We start from the raw sequence: 14,115 nt of genomic DNA, 5'->3' as shown, positions 1-14,115 counted from the left end.
GCGACGGGTGAGGTCAAGCCGCTCGCGCGTCGTCGAAGATCTTGCCCGGAATCGCGTCGAGCAATGTACGGGTGTAGGGATGCTGCGGCGCACGCCAGATATCGCGGTGGTCTCCGCTTTCGACGATCCGACCTGCCTGCATCACATGCACCCGGTCGGCGATGTAGCGCACCACGGACAGGTCATGCGAGATGAACAGATACGCGAGCCCGAGGTCGCGCTTCAGATCGACCAGCAGATTGAGAATCTGCGCCTGAATCGACACGTCGAGTGCGGAAACCGGTTCATCGCAGATCAGCAGATCCGGTTCGAGGACCAGGGCCCGCGCAATGCCGATGCGCTGCCGCTGCCCGCCGGAGAATTCGTGCGGATAGCGGCCGAGCGCCGAACTGGGCAAGCCGACGCGGTCCAGCATCGCGGCGATGCGTGTGCGGCGCTGCTGGGCGTTACCGATCCGATTCACCACGAGCACGGTGTCGAGAATCTCGGCCACGGTGCGGCGCGGATTGATCGACGAATACGGGTCCTGAAACACCATTTGCACATGGCGCCTCAACGGCCGCAATTCGCGTTCACCGAGCGGCGCGAGATCGGTGCCTCGCAAGCGGATCGCGCCGGCGGTAGCCGGCACGAGCCGCAGGATCGCTTTGGACAGCGTCGATTTCCCGCAGCCGGATTCGCCCACCAGGCCGACCGTCTCGCCGCGCGCGATCGTTAGCGACACGCCATCGACCGCGTGCAGTGCGGGTTGGCCGCGCCGCTGCGGATAGTCGACGCGCAGATCCTGCAATTCGAGCAACGGCATGGCGCTCACTGCGTTGCCTTCCAATGACGCATTGCTGTGCGCGTCCGCTTTGACATCCGCCACATGGAGCCCGGCGCGCGGCGAGCGCGGCAGCACCGTAAAGGAAGGCCCGCCGTCTTCGGCGATGCCATGACGGATTTCCGGCAGCTTCCAGCCGCGATAGTGCAGATCGTCCGCGAGATTGAGCGACGCGCCCAGCAGACCCCGCGTGTAAGGATGCTGCGGCTGCGGGAAGAGCCGGGCGACCGGCGCTTCTTCGACTTTTTCGCCCGCCAGCATCACGGCCACGCGATCCGCATGCTTCGCGACGACGCCGAGGTCGTGGGTGATCAGCAACAAGGACATCGACAGCTCCCGCCGCAAACCGTCGAGCAGCTCGAGAATGTGCGCCTGAATCGTGACGTCGAGCGCTGTGGTCGGCTCATCCGCGATCAGCAGACGCGGGCGGCATGCCACCGCCATCGCGATCATCACCCGCTGCCGCTGCCCGCCGGACAACTCGTGGGGATAATCGAACACCCGGCGTTGCGGCTCGGGGATCTGCACGAGTTCGAGCAATTCGACGGCGCGCTTTAACGCGGCCGCCTTCGACAGATCTTCATGCTGACGCAAGGTCTCGACGATCTGCGCGCCAATCGACAGCACCGGATTGAGCGACGTCATCGGCTCCTGGAAAATCATCGAAATCTGCTGGCCGCGGACCTGGCGGATTTCGCCCGGCGACAGGTCGAGCAGCTCGTGGCCATCGAAGCGCAAGCTCCCCGTCACGCGTCCCGGCGCGGGCACGAGGCGCATCAGCGACAGCGCCGTTGCCGATTTGCCGCAACCGGATTCGCCGACGAGCGCCAGCGTCTCCCCTTGCGCGATGTCGAAACTCAGGCCGCGCACCGCTTCGTGCGTGCCGAAACTGACGCGCAGATCGCGTACTTCAAGCAGGTTTGCCACAGAGCGTCCTCGATTACATTGTGAGCCGCGTGAGCCGCGGGCTCTTCAAGCTCGTTCCCGCAGGCGCGGATTGAGCGCGTCGTTCAGACCGTCGCCGAGCAGGTTCAGCGCGAGCACCGCCAGAACGATCGCGGCACCTGGCACGGCCGTCAGATACCAGGCGGTACGCAACGAGTCACGGCCCGCGCCGATCATGCCGCCCCAGCTGACCACGTTCGGGTCTCCCATGCCGAGAAACGACAGCGACGACTCGATCAGGATCGCACTCGCCACCATCACGGACGCGGTCACGATCACCGGTGGCAACGCGTTCGGCAGAATCTCGCCAAAAATGATGCGTGCGTTGCTGAAGCCCTGGCTGCGCGCGGCAAGCACGAAATCGGAACGGCGCAGGCTGCGAAATTCGGCCCGCACGATCCGCGCAACGGTGGGCCATGACGCAATGCCGATTGCCAGCGCGATGATCGTCACGCTCGGATGACCAATCGCGACGATCACGATGACCAGCAGAAAAGACGGCACGGTTTGAAAGAGTTCGGTAATGCGCACCAGCACATCGTCGATCACCCCGCCGAAGAAGCCGCCCGTCGCACCAACCAGCGTACCGATCACGAGCCCGATGCTGGCCGCGCTCGCGCCGATCAGCAGCGACACGCGCGCGCCGTGCGCAATGCCGGCGGCCACGTCGCGTCCGAGCGAATCCGTGCCGAGCCAGTATTGCGGATCGGTGCCCGGCCATACGAACGGCGCCGCCACCATGTCGAGCGGATCGCCCGGAAACAGATGTCCCGCGCCCAGCGCAAGCGCGATGAACGCCGCGAGCAGCGCGAAACCCCCGAGCGCCGAGCGATTGCGCAGCAGCGCGCGCCACACGCCGAACCCTGCCGCACCGTGCGGAGCGTGGTTCGTGGCAGTCGCCGCGCCGTCGCGCCGGAAACCGAATAGCGCGCCGCCAAGCTGACGCCGCCATGCGGAAGCACGGGGTTCGGGCGGCGTGGAAACCAGATTGGAAGAGTCGGAAGCCATGTATGCCTTGGGGGAGAAATCGCCGGCGCGTGCGATCACGCGACGCGCGGATCGAGCCACGCCTGCAAAAGATCGACCAGCACATTCGCCAGGATCACGAGCATCGACGACAGCAGCAGCACGCCGAGCAGCACGCTGAAATCACGCGCCATCACCGCATCGAGCGCGAGGCGGCCCAGTCCTGGCCAACTGAACACCGTTTCGGTCACCGCGGCGCCACCCAGCAAGGTGCCAAAGTGAATGCCGACCATCGTTGTGAGCGGCATCAGCGCGTTGCGCAGGACATGCCGCACCGTCACACGCCACGGATGCAAGCCCTTGGCCTGCGCGGTACGCACGAAGTCCTGGCGCTGCACTTCGAGCATCGCCGCGCGCGTAAGCCGTGCGTAGATCGCGATGAAGAACGTCGCCAGCGTCGCGGCAGGCAGCAGCACGTGCTTCAGTGCATCGATCACGTAGGCGGCGCCGTGAAGCTGCGCGCCGAGCGTAATATTGCCGCCGCTCGGCAACCAGCCCAGATGCACCGAGAACAGCACGATCGCGAGCAGACCGATCCAGAAGCCGGGTGTCGAGTAGAACAGCATAGCCACGACGGACAGCACGCGATCGGGCCATCTGCCAGCCCAATGCGCCATCACCACGCCGAGCACTACGCCCACGACGATCGCGACCGATAGCGCGACGCCCATCAGCAGCAGCGTATTGGGCAGGCGCGAGAGGATCAGTTGCATCACCGGCATGTCGTAGCGCGGCGAATAGCCCAGGCTGAAGTGCGACAGATGAGCGAGGTACGACCACAACTGGTGCAGCACCGGTTGATCGAGGCCGAACTTCGCGCGCAATACCTGCATCGTTTCCACCGTCGCCGAGCCGGCTTCGCCGGCCAGCACATCCGCGGCGTCGCCCGGCATCAGCTTCAGCAGGAAAAAGTTCAGGATCACGATACCGATCACCGTCGGTAGCGCCTGCCACGCGGTACGCCGCGCGATCGCGGCAAAACGCAAACCCCTGCTCATCGTGTCGCTCCTGTCATGCGCTCAGATAGACGTCGGCCAGATTGCCTTCGAGGCCTTGCGCGGACACGGTATGGTTGTGAACGCGCCGGTTCGCGAGCGTGACCATGCGAGGTGCGACGAGGTTGAGAATCGGCAGGTCGCGATAGACGATCTGCTGGAATTGCTGATAAAGCGCGACGCGCTTGTTTTCGTCGGTTTCGATCGCGGCGCTCTCGAGCAGGCGGTCGACCTCGGCATTGCTGTAGTGCGGCGCGTTCGAGAACGGCACGCCCGGCCGAATGTTCTGCGACCAGTAGAGCCGCTGCACGCCGACGCTCGGATCGAATAGCGTATTCACGCCGATGCTGGTGAAATCGAACTGGCGGTCGGCATACACGCGCTTCAGGAAAGCGGGCAGGTCCTGAGAGCGCACCGTCACGTCGATGCCAACGCGAGAGAGTGCCGATTTCACGTAATCGGCCTGGCGGCGGTACATGTCGCCGTACGGCAGGAAATCATGCGTGAGACCGAAGCGCACCCCGCCCGCCTTGCGCGGATAGCCGGCCGCGTCGAGCAGCTTTTCGGCGGCGGCAGTATCGAACGGGTACGGTGCGAGTTTGCCGTCGTGATAGGGCGAGCCCGGCGTGATCGGTGTCGGCGACAAGTCGGCGTAGCCATACGCGACCGTGCGCAGCACCACTTGCGGATTGATCGCATGCGCGATCGCCTGGCGCACCCGCAGGTCGCCGAGGATCGGATGTTGCAGATTGAAGTCGATCTCGGACAGCGGTTCGAGGAATCGATAGCCGCGCGTTTCGACAACCAGCTGCGGCAATTGAGTGAGGCGCGGCAAATCGGTGAGCGGTACTGGATTTTCGCCGCCCAGATCGAGCGCGCCCGTCTCGAACGCGGCGGATCGCGCGGCGGCGTCGGGAATCACCTTCAGTACGAGACTGTCGATGTACGGTTTGCCGGCATCCCAGTAGTCCGGATTGCGTTCATAGACGATGCTGGCACCGCGCGTCCACGACTTGAAGCGAAACGGCCCGGTGCCGATTGGCGCGTTATTGTGCGGGTTGGACAGCGGATCGCCCGACGCATAAAGATGTTTCGGGACGATTGGGGATTCACCGGCCGACAGTGCCTTCAACAGATAGGGCGCCGGCTTCGACAATTCGATCACCGCGGTCCGGGCGTCCGGCGTCGATACGCGCGTGACATTGGCGAAAGTGCTGCGTCCGCGCGGATGCACCGTCTTCAACAATTCGATCGAGAACGCTACGTCCGTCGACGTGAATGGCTGCCCGTCATGCCATTTGACGTTCTCGCGTAGTGTGAAGCTGTACTTCAAGCCGTCAGGACTGACTGCCCACGCGGTTGCCAATTGCGGCCGTGGACGCAGATCGAAGTCGTATGCGAGCAAGCCTTCGAGCACCTTGGAGCTCGCGACCAGAGCGGGCCCGGTGGTCTGAAAGATCGACACCAGCACTGGCGGTTCCGGATTGATCAGCATATTCAGCGTGCCGCCCCGCTTCGGCACCGATGCTGCGCTGCCTTGTGCGAACACGCGTGCCGGCATGCCGGCGGCCGCGAGAGCAGCGCCCGAGGAAATCAGAAAGTCGCGTCGATTCAGCCGTGCCATGTAATTCATATCCTGGTGCTTCGGCCGAGTCACGTTGGCCGCGTCAAAGTACCGAGCGGCTTGACGCTCGTGCAGCGCTTACGATAAAGCCGCAGTCGCAGTAAAAGAACCAATCGTTCGGCATATGCAAAGCACGCCACCGAAGAAAGACGGATTCCTCATCGAGCAGTCCGATCGCATCTTGCGCGACGGAGCCTAATCCAGTTGCGGCGCTATGCAATCGACAATCCATTACTAGCGTTTTGGCGGCAGGCTTCGCATACTCGGACCACCCTACTGTGGACCTCGCTCGTCATGTCTCTTTCAATCGACCACATCGTGATCCGCGTGCAGGATCTCGAGCAGACCATCGCCGATTTCACTACGCTTGGCTTCACCGTGCAACGCGGCGGCACGCACGCCGACGGCGCCACACATAACGCGCTGATCGGTTTCGCCGATGGCAGCTACATCGAACTCATCGCCTTTCTGCGCGACGCACCGGAGCATCGCTGGTGGGACGCTAGCCGTCGCATAGGAGATGGTTTCGTCGACTACGCGCTGCTGCCGCAATCGGTTGCCAGCACCATCGCCGCGGCACGCGAACGAGGTCTCGCTTACGACGGCCCCCTAGCCGGCGGACGTCTGCGTCCCGATGGCGAGCGCCTCGAATGGCAGATCGGCAAGCCGTCGAGCGCGGATCTGCCGTTCCTGTGCGGCGACGTGACGCCGCGCCACCTGCGCGTGGCCGAAGGCGACGTTCGCCATCATGCGAACGGGGCGCACGGCGTCGCGAACATTACGCTCGCGGTGCACGACCTGGATGCGAGCCTCGCACGATATCGCGCGCTGCTCGGAGAACCCGACGTGCAGCGCGCGCCGCTGCCTGGTTACGACGTCGCATTGGCGATCCTGTCGCTTGGCGCGACGACGCTCACGCTTGCAAGCCCGGCCCGCGAAACCCGTCCGCCAGCCGAAGGTCTTGCCGCTGACCTTCGGCATCACCTCGCCTCGCGCGGCGAAGGGGTTTTCGCGGTCGCCCTGGAGACGTACGTCGATGGCGCCGCGCGGCGCCTCGAGCGTACGCTCGCCCATGGCGCCATCATCGAACTGGTAGCAAACCCGTCGATCCGACGCGATCGATAGCGTCGCGCGGCGAGCGAAACACCAGGCGATCCGGCGCCGCTCACGACGCCGTCTGCACCGCCAGCGATCCGCCGAGATAAGCGTCGCGAATGCGCTGGTCGCCGAGCAATTCGCTCGCGGTGCCGGACAACACCATGCGCCCCGTCTGCAGCACGTAGCCACGATGCGCGATCTGCAGCGCGAGGCTCGCGTTCTGCTCGACCATGAAAAACGTGATGCCCTGCCGGTTGATGGTCTGGATCAGGTCGAGCACCTTGTCGACGTATAACGGCGACAGGCCCATCGTCGGCTCGTCCATGCAGACCAGCGCGGGGCGGCTCATCAACGCGCGCGCCATCGCCAGCATCTGCTGTTCACCGCCGGAAAGCGTGCCGGCCCGTTGGGTCAGCCGCTCTTTCACGCGCGGAAAAAGTTCGAGCATGCGTTCGTAGTCCTCGCCGATGCCCGCGCGGTCGTTGCGCGTGAACGCGCCCATCAGCAAGTTTTCGCGCACGGTCATGTCGCCGAAAAGCCGCCGGGCCTCCGGCACCGAAGCGATGCCTCGCCGCACGATCTGCGAAGTCGGCAGACCGTTCAACGGCTTACCGTCGAAGCTGATGGTGCCGGCTCGCGGTTTGTGCAGTCCAAGAATCACCTTCATCGCCGTCGATTTGCCGCTCGCATTGCCGCCCAGCAGGCTGACGATCTCGCCGCGCCCGATGCTGAGATTCACGCCGAAGTGCACCTGGATCTGTCCGTAGAACGTGTCGATCTGTTCGAGTTTCAGCAGCGGCTCGGTCATGGGGGCTTGTGCGGAGGCTAATGGGTTCGGCGCAAGCAGATGCAGGTTTGATGTCTTCATGCTGCCGCCGTTTCGTTGCGGCCGGCAGCCGCGCCGACCTGACGGTGTCCAAGGTAGGCCTCGATCACGGCGGGGTCCTCGCGCACCTCGGCCGGCAGGCCGGAAGCGATCTTGCGGCCGTCTTCGAGCACGAGCACGCGATCGGAAAGCTGCATCACCAGGTCCAGCTTGTGTTCGATAAGCAGGATGGTGAGCCCGTCGCGCTTGAGTTCGAGTATCAGTTCGAGCATTTCGGCGGTTTCGGACTCGTTCATGCCGGCGGTCGGTTCGTCGAGCAGAAGGATGCGCGGCCGCAGCGCTAGCGCACGCGCTATCTCGACGCGCCGGCGGTTCGCATAGGACAGGCTGTGCGCCGGCTGATCGAGTCGCGGCGACAGGCGCGTACCGAAGCGGGCCAACAGCGTCGTCACTTCTTCACGCAGCGCGGCGTTTTCGCGACGTACCGATGCAGGCCCGATCAGCGCGCGCAACGCTTCCGCAAATGCCCCCACCACCGGCCAGCCGCAGCGCGTCATCGCAAGCCTTGCGTGCGCGCCGATCAGCACGTTATCGAGCACGCTAAGATTGCCGAATACCCGTCCATGCTGGAACGTGCGGGCGACGCCGCGCGCGGCAAGCTGCTCGGGCGCCATGCCGGTCACGTCTTCGCCGGCGAATCTCACCTCGCCGGCGTCCGGCGCGTCGATACCGGTCAGCAGATTGAACAGTGTGGATTTGCCGGCGCCGTTCGGACCGATCACGCTCACGCATTCGCCGCGCGCAACCGACAGGCTCACCTCGTCGACAGCCACGAGACCGCCGAAACGGCGCGTAACGCGCCGCACGTCGAACAGGATATCCGTGCCGCGTGGCAAAGAAGATGTCATGGTCGCCTCCGTCATACCGAACCGAACAGCCCTTGCGGCCGGAAGCGCACGAGCAGCAACAAAATCATGCCGTAAATCAGCATCCGGTAGTCGGCGGCAAAACGGAACAGTTCCGGCAGGCTGATCAGCGCCACCGCACCGGCGACCGCACCGATCACGCTGCCGAGACCGCCGAGAATGACCATCGTCAGCGCAAGGATCGACACTTGAGAGTCAAAGGTCTGATAGTTGATATAGCTGTACAGGTGGGCGGCGATCCCGCCGCCGATGCCAGCCGCGAGGCCGCCGCAGGCGAACGCGATCGCCTTGTAGCGATTGGGGCGGATGCCATACGCGCGCGCCGCCACGTCGTCCTCGCGGATCGCGCGCCACGTGCGGCCCAGGTGCGAGTTCAGGAGCCGCGCCTGCAGCAGTGCGAGCAGCACGAGCACCGCGAGCGTGAACCAGTAGACGGCGCGCACGCCCGTCAACTGCCACCCGAACAGCGACAGCGGGGCAATGCCGGTGATGCCCACCGGACCGCGCGTCAGGCTGTCCCAGTTGAGCACCACGAGGCCGATGATTTCACCAATGCCAAGCGTCGCAATCGACACATAGTGGCCGCGCAGCCTGAACGACGGGTAAATCAGCACCGTGCCAACCGCCGCGGTGATGAGGCCGGCGAGCGGAATCGTCAAAGCCGGCGACCAGCCCAGATTGACGGACAGCAGCGCCGACGCATAGGCGCCGATCAGCAGCAGCGCCGCATGCCCTAATGAAATCTGCCCGACCGTGCCCGCGACGAGCGTCAGACTGAGCGCCAACAGCCCATAGATCCAGCCGTTGGTCAGCGTCTGCAGCACGTACGACGACGGCACGACGAGCGGCAGCACGAAGGCGAGCGCCACCAGTGCCACGATCGTGCGACGCGCAACGTGCAGCGCGCGGCGGTTCGACAGAAACGTGCCGGTGAGCGGCTCAGGCGGCAACCGGCGGCTGGCGCTGAAGAGACCATTTGGCCGCCAAACGAGAAACACCAGCAGCAGCACGAACGCGAAGAGGTCGCGATAGCTGGTGCCGAACAACGCGACCCCATAGCTCTCGACCAGACCGAGCAGCAAGCTGCCGGCAATCGCGCCGGGCACGTTCCCCAGGCCGCCGATCAGCAAGGCGACGACGCCCTTCAACGTCGCCTGAAAGCCCATCGCTGGATCGATGTTGTTGTAGTACATGCCGACGAGCAAGCCGCTGAGGCCGCCGAGCCCGCAGGCGATCGCAAACACGGCCTGATTCACGGCATTCACATTGACCCCCATCTGCTGCGCGGCATCGCGATCCTGCGCGGTCGCGCGCACCGCCCAGCCGAGCCGCGTGAAGCGCAGGAACAGGTAAAGCATGCCCGCCGCGCCGATGCCGATTGCCGCAATCAGCAGATCGAGCGAGCCGATGGCGGCCCCGCCAAGCGATAGCGTCCAGTCGGGCAGCGAACTCGGCACAGGACGTGGATCGGGCCCGAACACGATCTGCGCGAGCTGGTCGAGCACGAAGCTGATACCTATGGTGGCGAGCAGCGGCGCAATACGGGCCGCGCCTTGCAGCGGCCTGAGGCCAAGCCGTTCGATCAGGATGCCGAGCAGCGCGCAGCCCGCGACCGTCGCGAGCAGCGCCACGGGTAGCGGCAAGCCGAGCCGCGTCAGACATAGCCAGCCGATGAAGCCGCCCACCATATACACCGAGCCGTGAGCGAAATTGATCAGATGCGATACGCCAAAGATCAGCGCGAGGCCGACCGCGAGCAGCGCATAGATATTGCCGACGATCAGGCCGTTGACCGTGTAGTCGAACCAGGCGGTCATGGCGTATGCACGGCGCTCGCCCCATCCCACAGAGCGAATTTGCCGTCCTTCACGACGAGCTCGAGATTCTTCGCGCCTGCCACGCGGCGCGTCTGCGGATCGAACCTGAACTTGCCGAAGATCACGCTCGGTACATCGCTGATCTTCGCAAAGCCGTCGCGCACGGCCGCGCGATCCGCGCCGTAGCGGCGAATCACTTCGCCCGACAGGATCATCGCGTCGTAGGCGCGCGCGGCAAAGGTGTCCGGATCGGCGCCGTATCTGGCGCGGTAGCGCTGCACGAAGCTTTGTACTTCAGGACGCGGATCGCCGGGGAAGAAGTTCGACTCGGTGTAGACGCCGTTCACCGCAGGGCCGCCAAGATCGATGAACTTGGGTGAATACACCGAGCCGACCGCCGCGATCGGCGTGCTCACACCGGCCGCTCGCGCCTGGCGAACGATCTGGGCACCGTCGGAATAGTAGGAGATCAGCACGATCGAGTCGGGCTGTTCGCTTCGCACGCGCGTGAGCGTCGCGCGAAAATCCTTCTCGTTCGGTTGATACGCTTCGGCCGCGACGACCTGCGCGCCGTCCGCGCTCGCGGCCTTTGCGAAGATGTCCTTGCTGGTGCGACCCCAGTCCGTGTTCAGATAGAGCACGGCGATCTTCCTGAAGCCGAGTCCTTTGGTCACATAGTGCGCGAGCAGCGGCTGTTCCTCGGCCTGGCTGATCGCGGTACTCCACATATAGTCGCCGCCTTTCGTGAAGTCGGGATGCGAATTCGTGAAGCCGAACTGCACGAGACCCGCGCGCTGATACACCGGCGACGCGGCCATCGACGCACCGCTCGACAGATCCCCCAGTTCCAGCAGGATGCGCTTGTCGTCGGCGAACTTCTGTGCGATGGCTACGGCCTGACGCGGATCGCTGCGGCTGTCCTCGAACTGATAGCTGAGCGGATGGCCGTTGATGCCGCCGTTGCCGTTGATCTGATCGAGCGCGAGATCGAAGCCGCGCTTCCATTGCTCGCCGTACTGCGCATCCTGGCCGCTCAGCGGTCCGGTCACGCCGACCCAGTAAGGATCGGCCGCGTGCGCCACGGGCATCACGCCGCAGGTTGCCAGCGCCAGCGCGCCGGCCAGGTGAAGCAGTGAGCGGATCGCGCCACGCTTGTTGTTCCACAGAATCGCCATACAGGTCTCACGCATTCGAATTGAGTGAGGCCATGTAACCATGTCGCGCGGACGCGGGCCAACGAAGATACGCGACGAAGCTTATTCCATTGCATTAGCAAAGCTTTTGACGACGAATGCCGAAGCACTTTGGAAGCGCGCTCGGTACAGCATCGGATTACGAAAAACTCCTTGTTTCAAGCGCTTTTCCGCGATCGATGATCGTAGTGAACCGACCGCTACTAAGTACATAGGTGTCGGCGATTCGTCGTTTTCATCAATTACATAGCGGAATTTATTATAAGAATTGCGCATTCAAGCGCTCCTAAAATGCACCCATCACATGGATGAGGCATTGCATGGAGTTGCATCAACTCGAAGCGTTCTCCGCAGTCATGTCGACGGGCAGTATGACCGGGGCCGCTCGTATGCTCGGCCGCTCGCAACCCGGCGTCACGAGAACAATCCAGGATCTCGAACAGGAGATCGGCTACGCGTTGTTCGACCGTAAAGGACCTCGCGTCACGCCGACGAGCCGCGCGTTCCGGCTTTATGGCGAAGTCGAGCGCTCACTGATCGGCCTGGCCGCTATCGAGGCCAGCGCGCGGGCGATCGGCCGCGACGAGACCATGCCATTGCGCGTCGTTGCGACACCCGCGCTCGCCGCGACATTGGCGCCACGTGCAATCTCAAAGCTCGCGCAGGCAGGCACACGGGTCGACACGCAATTGCGCAGTGCGTCCGCCGAGCAGGTCGTCGAGGCGTTGCTGTCACGTTCGGCCGACATCGGCATCGCGACACTGCCGCTCGATCATGCGGCGCTCGACGTGCACTACATCATCGAGGCGCCCTGCGTCGCGGTGCTGCACCGAAACGATCCGCTCGCGCACGAGGCCGTGCTGCGACTCGCGTGGCTCGCGGGCAAGCCGGTCGCCACGCTGGCGAACCGTTATCGGCTGCGCAGCCGCATCGATCGCGCATTCGACGAGGCCGGCGTCGCGCTTCACGTTGCACTCGAAACGAATGCGTCGCTCAATGCGATGATGGCCGCGCAACAGCAGCTCGGCGTCGCCATCGTTGATCCGGTGACCGCTTTCGGCATGCGCGTCGCGGACGTCGAGGTCAAAGCGCTCGATGTGCCTATTCCGTTTCTGTATGGTGTCGTCACGCTTTCCGGCCGTCCCCACAGCGACGACGTCAACGCAATGATCGATGCGCTCGCGGAGGTATCGCACGGGCTGCTGCCCGGAGCCATGCGTCACGCAGCGTCACGGCATGGCGCGCTGGTTGCCCACGACCAGGCGGATGGAGCGCAAACCGCCGCCCAATCGCCCACTTTCACTCACCGCGACATCGGGACCACTGCATGAGCGCAACGACTCCTTTCCACGCCGCTGCCGGACTGAACGCGCTCGAAGCGCGGCTTCGCGAGGATCTCGCCTGGCTCGAGCTTCCCGCGCCTTCGTGGGTGCCCGCGCGGACATCGGCCGGCCAACGTGTGCTCGATGTGGCCATCATCGGCGCCGGCATGGCCGGGCTGACCGCGAGCGCCGAATTGCGCCTGCTCGGCATCGACAATCAGCGGCTCTTCGATCAGGCGCCGGCCGGTCAGGAAGGACCGTGGATCACCTACGCGCGAATGCAGACGCTGCGCTCGCCCAAGCAACTGACGGGGCCCGCACTGCGCTTGCCCGCGTTGACGTTTCGCGCGTGGTACGAGGCCCAGTTCGGCCGCGAACAATGGCACGCGCTCTACAAGATTCCACGCGTGCAATGGATGGACTACCTGCGCTGGTATCGGCGCGTGCTCGATCTGCCGGTCTCCAATGACACGCGCGTAGAGAAACTGCAGACGCGCAGCGACGGTCTGATCGAACTCGTGCTGTTGCGCGGAGCGGTCAACGACCGCAAAGATGCGCGGCGCGAAACCGTGCTTGCTCGTCATGTCGTGCTCGCGACCGGCCGTGAAGGACTTGGCGGCCCGTACGTTCCCGACGTGGCCCGCGACATTCCGCGGCACTTGCGCGCGCACTCGTCGGACCCGATCGACTTTGCCGCGCTGCGCGGCAAACGAGTCGGCGTGGTCGGCGCGAGCGCATCCGCGTTCGACAACGCCGCGAGCGCTCTTGAGGCTGGGGCCGGGCGAGTCGATCTATTCGTGCGGCGCGCCGCGCTGCCCCGTATCAACAAGCTGACCGGCATCGGTAGTCCCGGTCTCGTTCACGGGTTCGCGAATCTGCCAGACGCCTGGAAGTGGCGCTTCCTGCACTATTCGGCGCAAACGCAGGCTCCACCGCCGCGCGACAGCGTGCTGCGGGTCGCCGCTCACGCGCAGGCGCGCCTGCACCTGGCGAGTCCGCTGACGGGGTTGCGCCACGAAGGCGACACGATCGTCATCGACACGCCCCGAGGTCAATACACCCTCGACTACCTGATCTTCGCGACCGGCTTTCACTCGGAAATCGACACGCGCGACGAGTTTGCGCCCATTGCGCCGCACGTGCGCCGCTGGCGCGACCGCTTTACACCGGCGGCGGAATTGCCGAACGAAGAACTCGCCAGCTCGCCGGACCTCGACCGCAACTTCGCATTCCAGGAACGCGTTCCCGGGGCCTGCCCGGCCCTCGCGCGCATCCACTGCTTCAATCACGCAGCCAGTCTGACGCACGGCAAGGTCGCCGGCGACATCCCCGCGATCAGCGACGGCGCGCAGCGGCTCGCGCGCGCGATCGCCGCAATGCTGTTCGACGCCGACCGCGATACGCACTACGCGGCGCTGCAAGCCTTCGACACCGCGGAACTCGCGGGAGACGAATGGGACGACGCCGATGCCACTGCCGGCACGGTGGCCGCCGACAACGCTGCCCTCTAATGGACCCAC

The 14,115-nt window shown here is 64.7% G+C and carries 12 protein-coding genes; 3 read left to right on the top strand and 9 right to left on the bottom strand.

All coding sequences use genetic code 11. The annotated features are described in order from the left end of the window. Positions 1-13: 13 nt before the first annotated feature. From AB3X89_RS02035 to AB3X89_RS02020, 4 genes are read right to left on the bottom strand one after another with little or no spacing between them, the layout of a single operon-like run. Entirely contained in the window at positions 14-1,750 is a 1,737-nt protein-coding gene (locus AB3X89_RS02035) for an ABC transporter ATP-binding protein (protein WP_368581564.1), read from the bottom strand. A 45-nt stretch (positions 1,751-1,795) separates the two neighbouring features. Beyond that, complete coding sequence (locus AB3X89_RS02030; protein WP_368581563.1) at positions 1,796-2,776, bottom strand: ABC transporter permease; 981 nt, start codon at positions 2,774-2,776, stop codon at positions 1,796-1,798. Positions 2,777-2,811: 35 nt separating this feature from the next. Next, positions 2,812-3,792, bottom strand: a complete 981-nt coding sequence (locus tag AB3X89_RS02025; RefSeq protein WP_018436397.1) for an ABC transporter permease — start codon at positions 3,790-3,792, stop codon at positions 2,812-2,814. Positions 3,793-3,805: 13 nt separating this feature from the next. Then, the gene (locus tag AB3X89_RS02020; protein WP_368581562.1) at positions 3,806-5,413 is read right to left on the bottom strand and encodes an ABC transporter substrate-binding protein; all 1,608 of its coding nucleotides are present in this window, start codon (positions 5,411-5,413) and stop codon (positions 3,806-3,808) included. A gap of 294 nt (positions 5,414-5,707) precedes the next feature. On the opposite strand from AB3X89_RS02020, the gene AB3X89_RS02015 reads away from it, so the two are divergent. Then, a complete protein-coding gene (locus AB3X89_RS02015) occupies positions 5,708-6,538 on the top strand; it encodes a VOC family protein (RefSeq protein WP_368581561.1) in 831 nt (276 codons plus the stop codon). 40 nt (positions 6,539-6,578) lie between these two features. Here AB3X89_RS02015 and AB3X89_RS02010 read toward each other — a convergent pair whose 3' ends face one another. The 5 genes from AB3X89_RS02010 to AB3X89_RS01990 form a co-directional block, all read right to left on the bottom strand. After that, complete coding sequence (locus AB3X89_RS02010) at positions 6,579-7,379, bottom strand: ABC transporter ATP-binding protein (protein ID WP_368581560.1); 801 nt, start codon at positions 7,377-7,379, stop codon at positions 6,579-6,581. Continuing rightward, positions 7,376-8,245 (bottom strand): ABC transporter ATP-binding protein, encoded by an 870-nt coding sequence (locus AB3X89_RS02005; protein WP_368581559.1) that lies wholly within the window; start codon positions 8,243-8,245, stop codon positions 7,376-7,378. Before AB3X89_RS02005 ends, AB3X89_RS02010 begins: the two co-directional genes overlap by 4 nt. Before the next feature lie 11 nt (positions 8,246-8,256). After that, positions 8,257-10,080: an ABC transporter permease gene (locus tag AB3X89_RS02000; RefSeq protein ID WP_368581558.1), complete on the bottom strand. Its 1,824-nt coding sequence runs from the start codon at positions 10,078-10,080 to the stop codon at positions 8,257-8,259. After that, on the bottom strand, positions 10,077-11,255 hold the full coding sequence (locus AB3X89_RS01995) for an ABC transporter substrate-binding protein (RefSeq protein ID WP_368581557.1): 1,179 nt from the start codon (positions 11,253-11,255) through the stop codon (positions 10,077-10,079). The genes AB3X89_RS02000 and AB3X89_RS01995 overlap by 4 nt, the downstream gene beginning before the upstream one ends. An 81-nt stretch (positions 11,256-11,336) precedes the next feature. Further along, entirely contained in the window at positions 11,337-11,549 is a 213-nt protein-coding gene (locus AB3X89_RS01990) for a hypothetical protein (RefSeq protein ID WP_368581556.1), read from the bottom strand. A 44-nt stretch (positions 11,550-11,593) separates the two neighbouring features. On the opposite strand from AB3X89_RS01990, the gene AB3X89_RS01985 reads away from it, so the two are divergent. Continuing rightward, entirely contained in the window at positions 11,594-12,604 is a 1,011-nt protein-coding gene (locus AB3X89_RS01985) for a LysR family transcriptional regulator (RefSeq protein ID WP_368581555.1), read from the top strand. Then, positions 12,601-14,106: an NAD(P)-binding domain-containing protein gene (locus AB3X89_RS01980; RefSeq protein WP_368581554.1), complete on the top strand. Its 1,506-nt coding sequence runs from the start codon at positions 12,601-12,603 to the stop codon at positions 14,104-14,106. The genes AB3X89_RS01985 and AB3X89_RS01980 overlap by 4 nt, the downstream gene beginning before the upstream one ends. Positions 14,107-14,115: the final 9 nt, after the last annotated feature.

The sequence above is a fragment of the Paraburkholderia sp. BR14320 genome (assembly GCF_040948665.1).
Classification (GTDB): domain Bacteria; phylum Pseudomonadota; class Gammaproteobacteria; order Burkholderiales; family Burkholderiaceae; genus Paraburkholderia; species Paraburkholderia youngii.
The sequence above is the reverse complement of the archived record's forward strand: the minus strand, read 5'-3'. Positions and strand labels throughout refer to the sequence as shown.

Bases quoted from the DNA above. Each gene is read 5' to 3' on its own strand.
- AB3X89_RS02025 (WP_018436397.1), bottom strand. From the start codon at position 3,792: ATGAGCAGGGGTTTGCGTTTTGCCGCGATCGCGCGGCGTACCGCGTGG.
- AB3X89_RS02020 (WP_368581562.1), bottom strand. From the start codon at position 5,413: ATGGCACGGCTGAATCGACGCGACTTTCTGATTTCCTCGGGCGCTGCT.
- AB3X89_RS02005 (WP_368581559.1), bottom strand. From the start codon at position 8,245: ATGACATCTTCTTTGCCACGCGGCACGGATATCCTGTTCGACGTGCGG.
- AB3X89_RS02000 (WP_368581558.1), bottom strand. From the start codon at position 10,080: ATGACCGCCTGGTTCGACTACACGGTCAACGGCCTGATCGTCGGCAAT.
- AB3X89_RS01990 (WP_368581556.1), bottom strand. From the start codon at position 11,549: ATGCGCAATTCTTATAATAAATTCCGCTATGTAATTGATGAAAACGAC.
- AB3X89_RS02010 (WP_368581560.1), bottom strand. From the start codon at position 7,379: ATGAAGACATCAAACCTGCATCTGCTTGCGCCGAACCCATTAGCCTCC.
- AB3X89_RS02030 (WP_368581563.1), bottom strand. From the start codon at position 2,776: ATGGCTTCCGACTCTTCCAATCTGGTTTCCACGCCGCCCGAACCCCGT.
- AB3X89_RS02015 (WP_368581561.1), top strand. From the start codon at position 5,708: ATGTCTCTTTCAATCGACCACATCGTGATCCGCGTGCAGGATCTCGAG.
- AB3X89_RS01980 (WP_368581554.1), top strand. From the start codon at position 12,601: ATGAGCGCAACGACTCCTTTCCACGCCGCTGCCGGACTGAACGCGCTC.
- AB3X89_RS01985 (WP_368581555.1), top strand. From the start codon at position 11,594: ATGGAGTTGCATCAACTCGAAGCGTTCTCCGCAGTCATGTCGACGGGC.
- AB3X89_RS01995 (WP_368581557.1), bottom strand. From the start codon at position 11,255: ATGGCGATTCTGTGGAACAACAAGCGTGGCGCGATCCGCTCACTGCTT.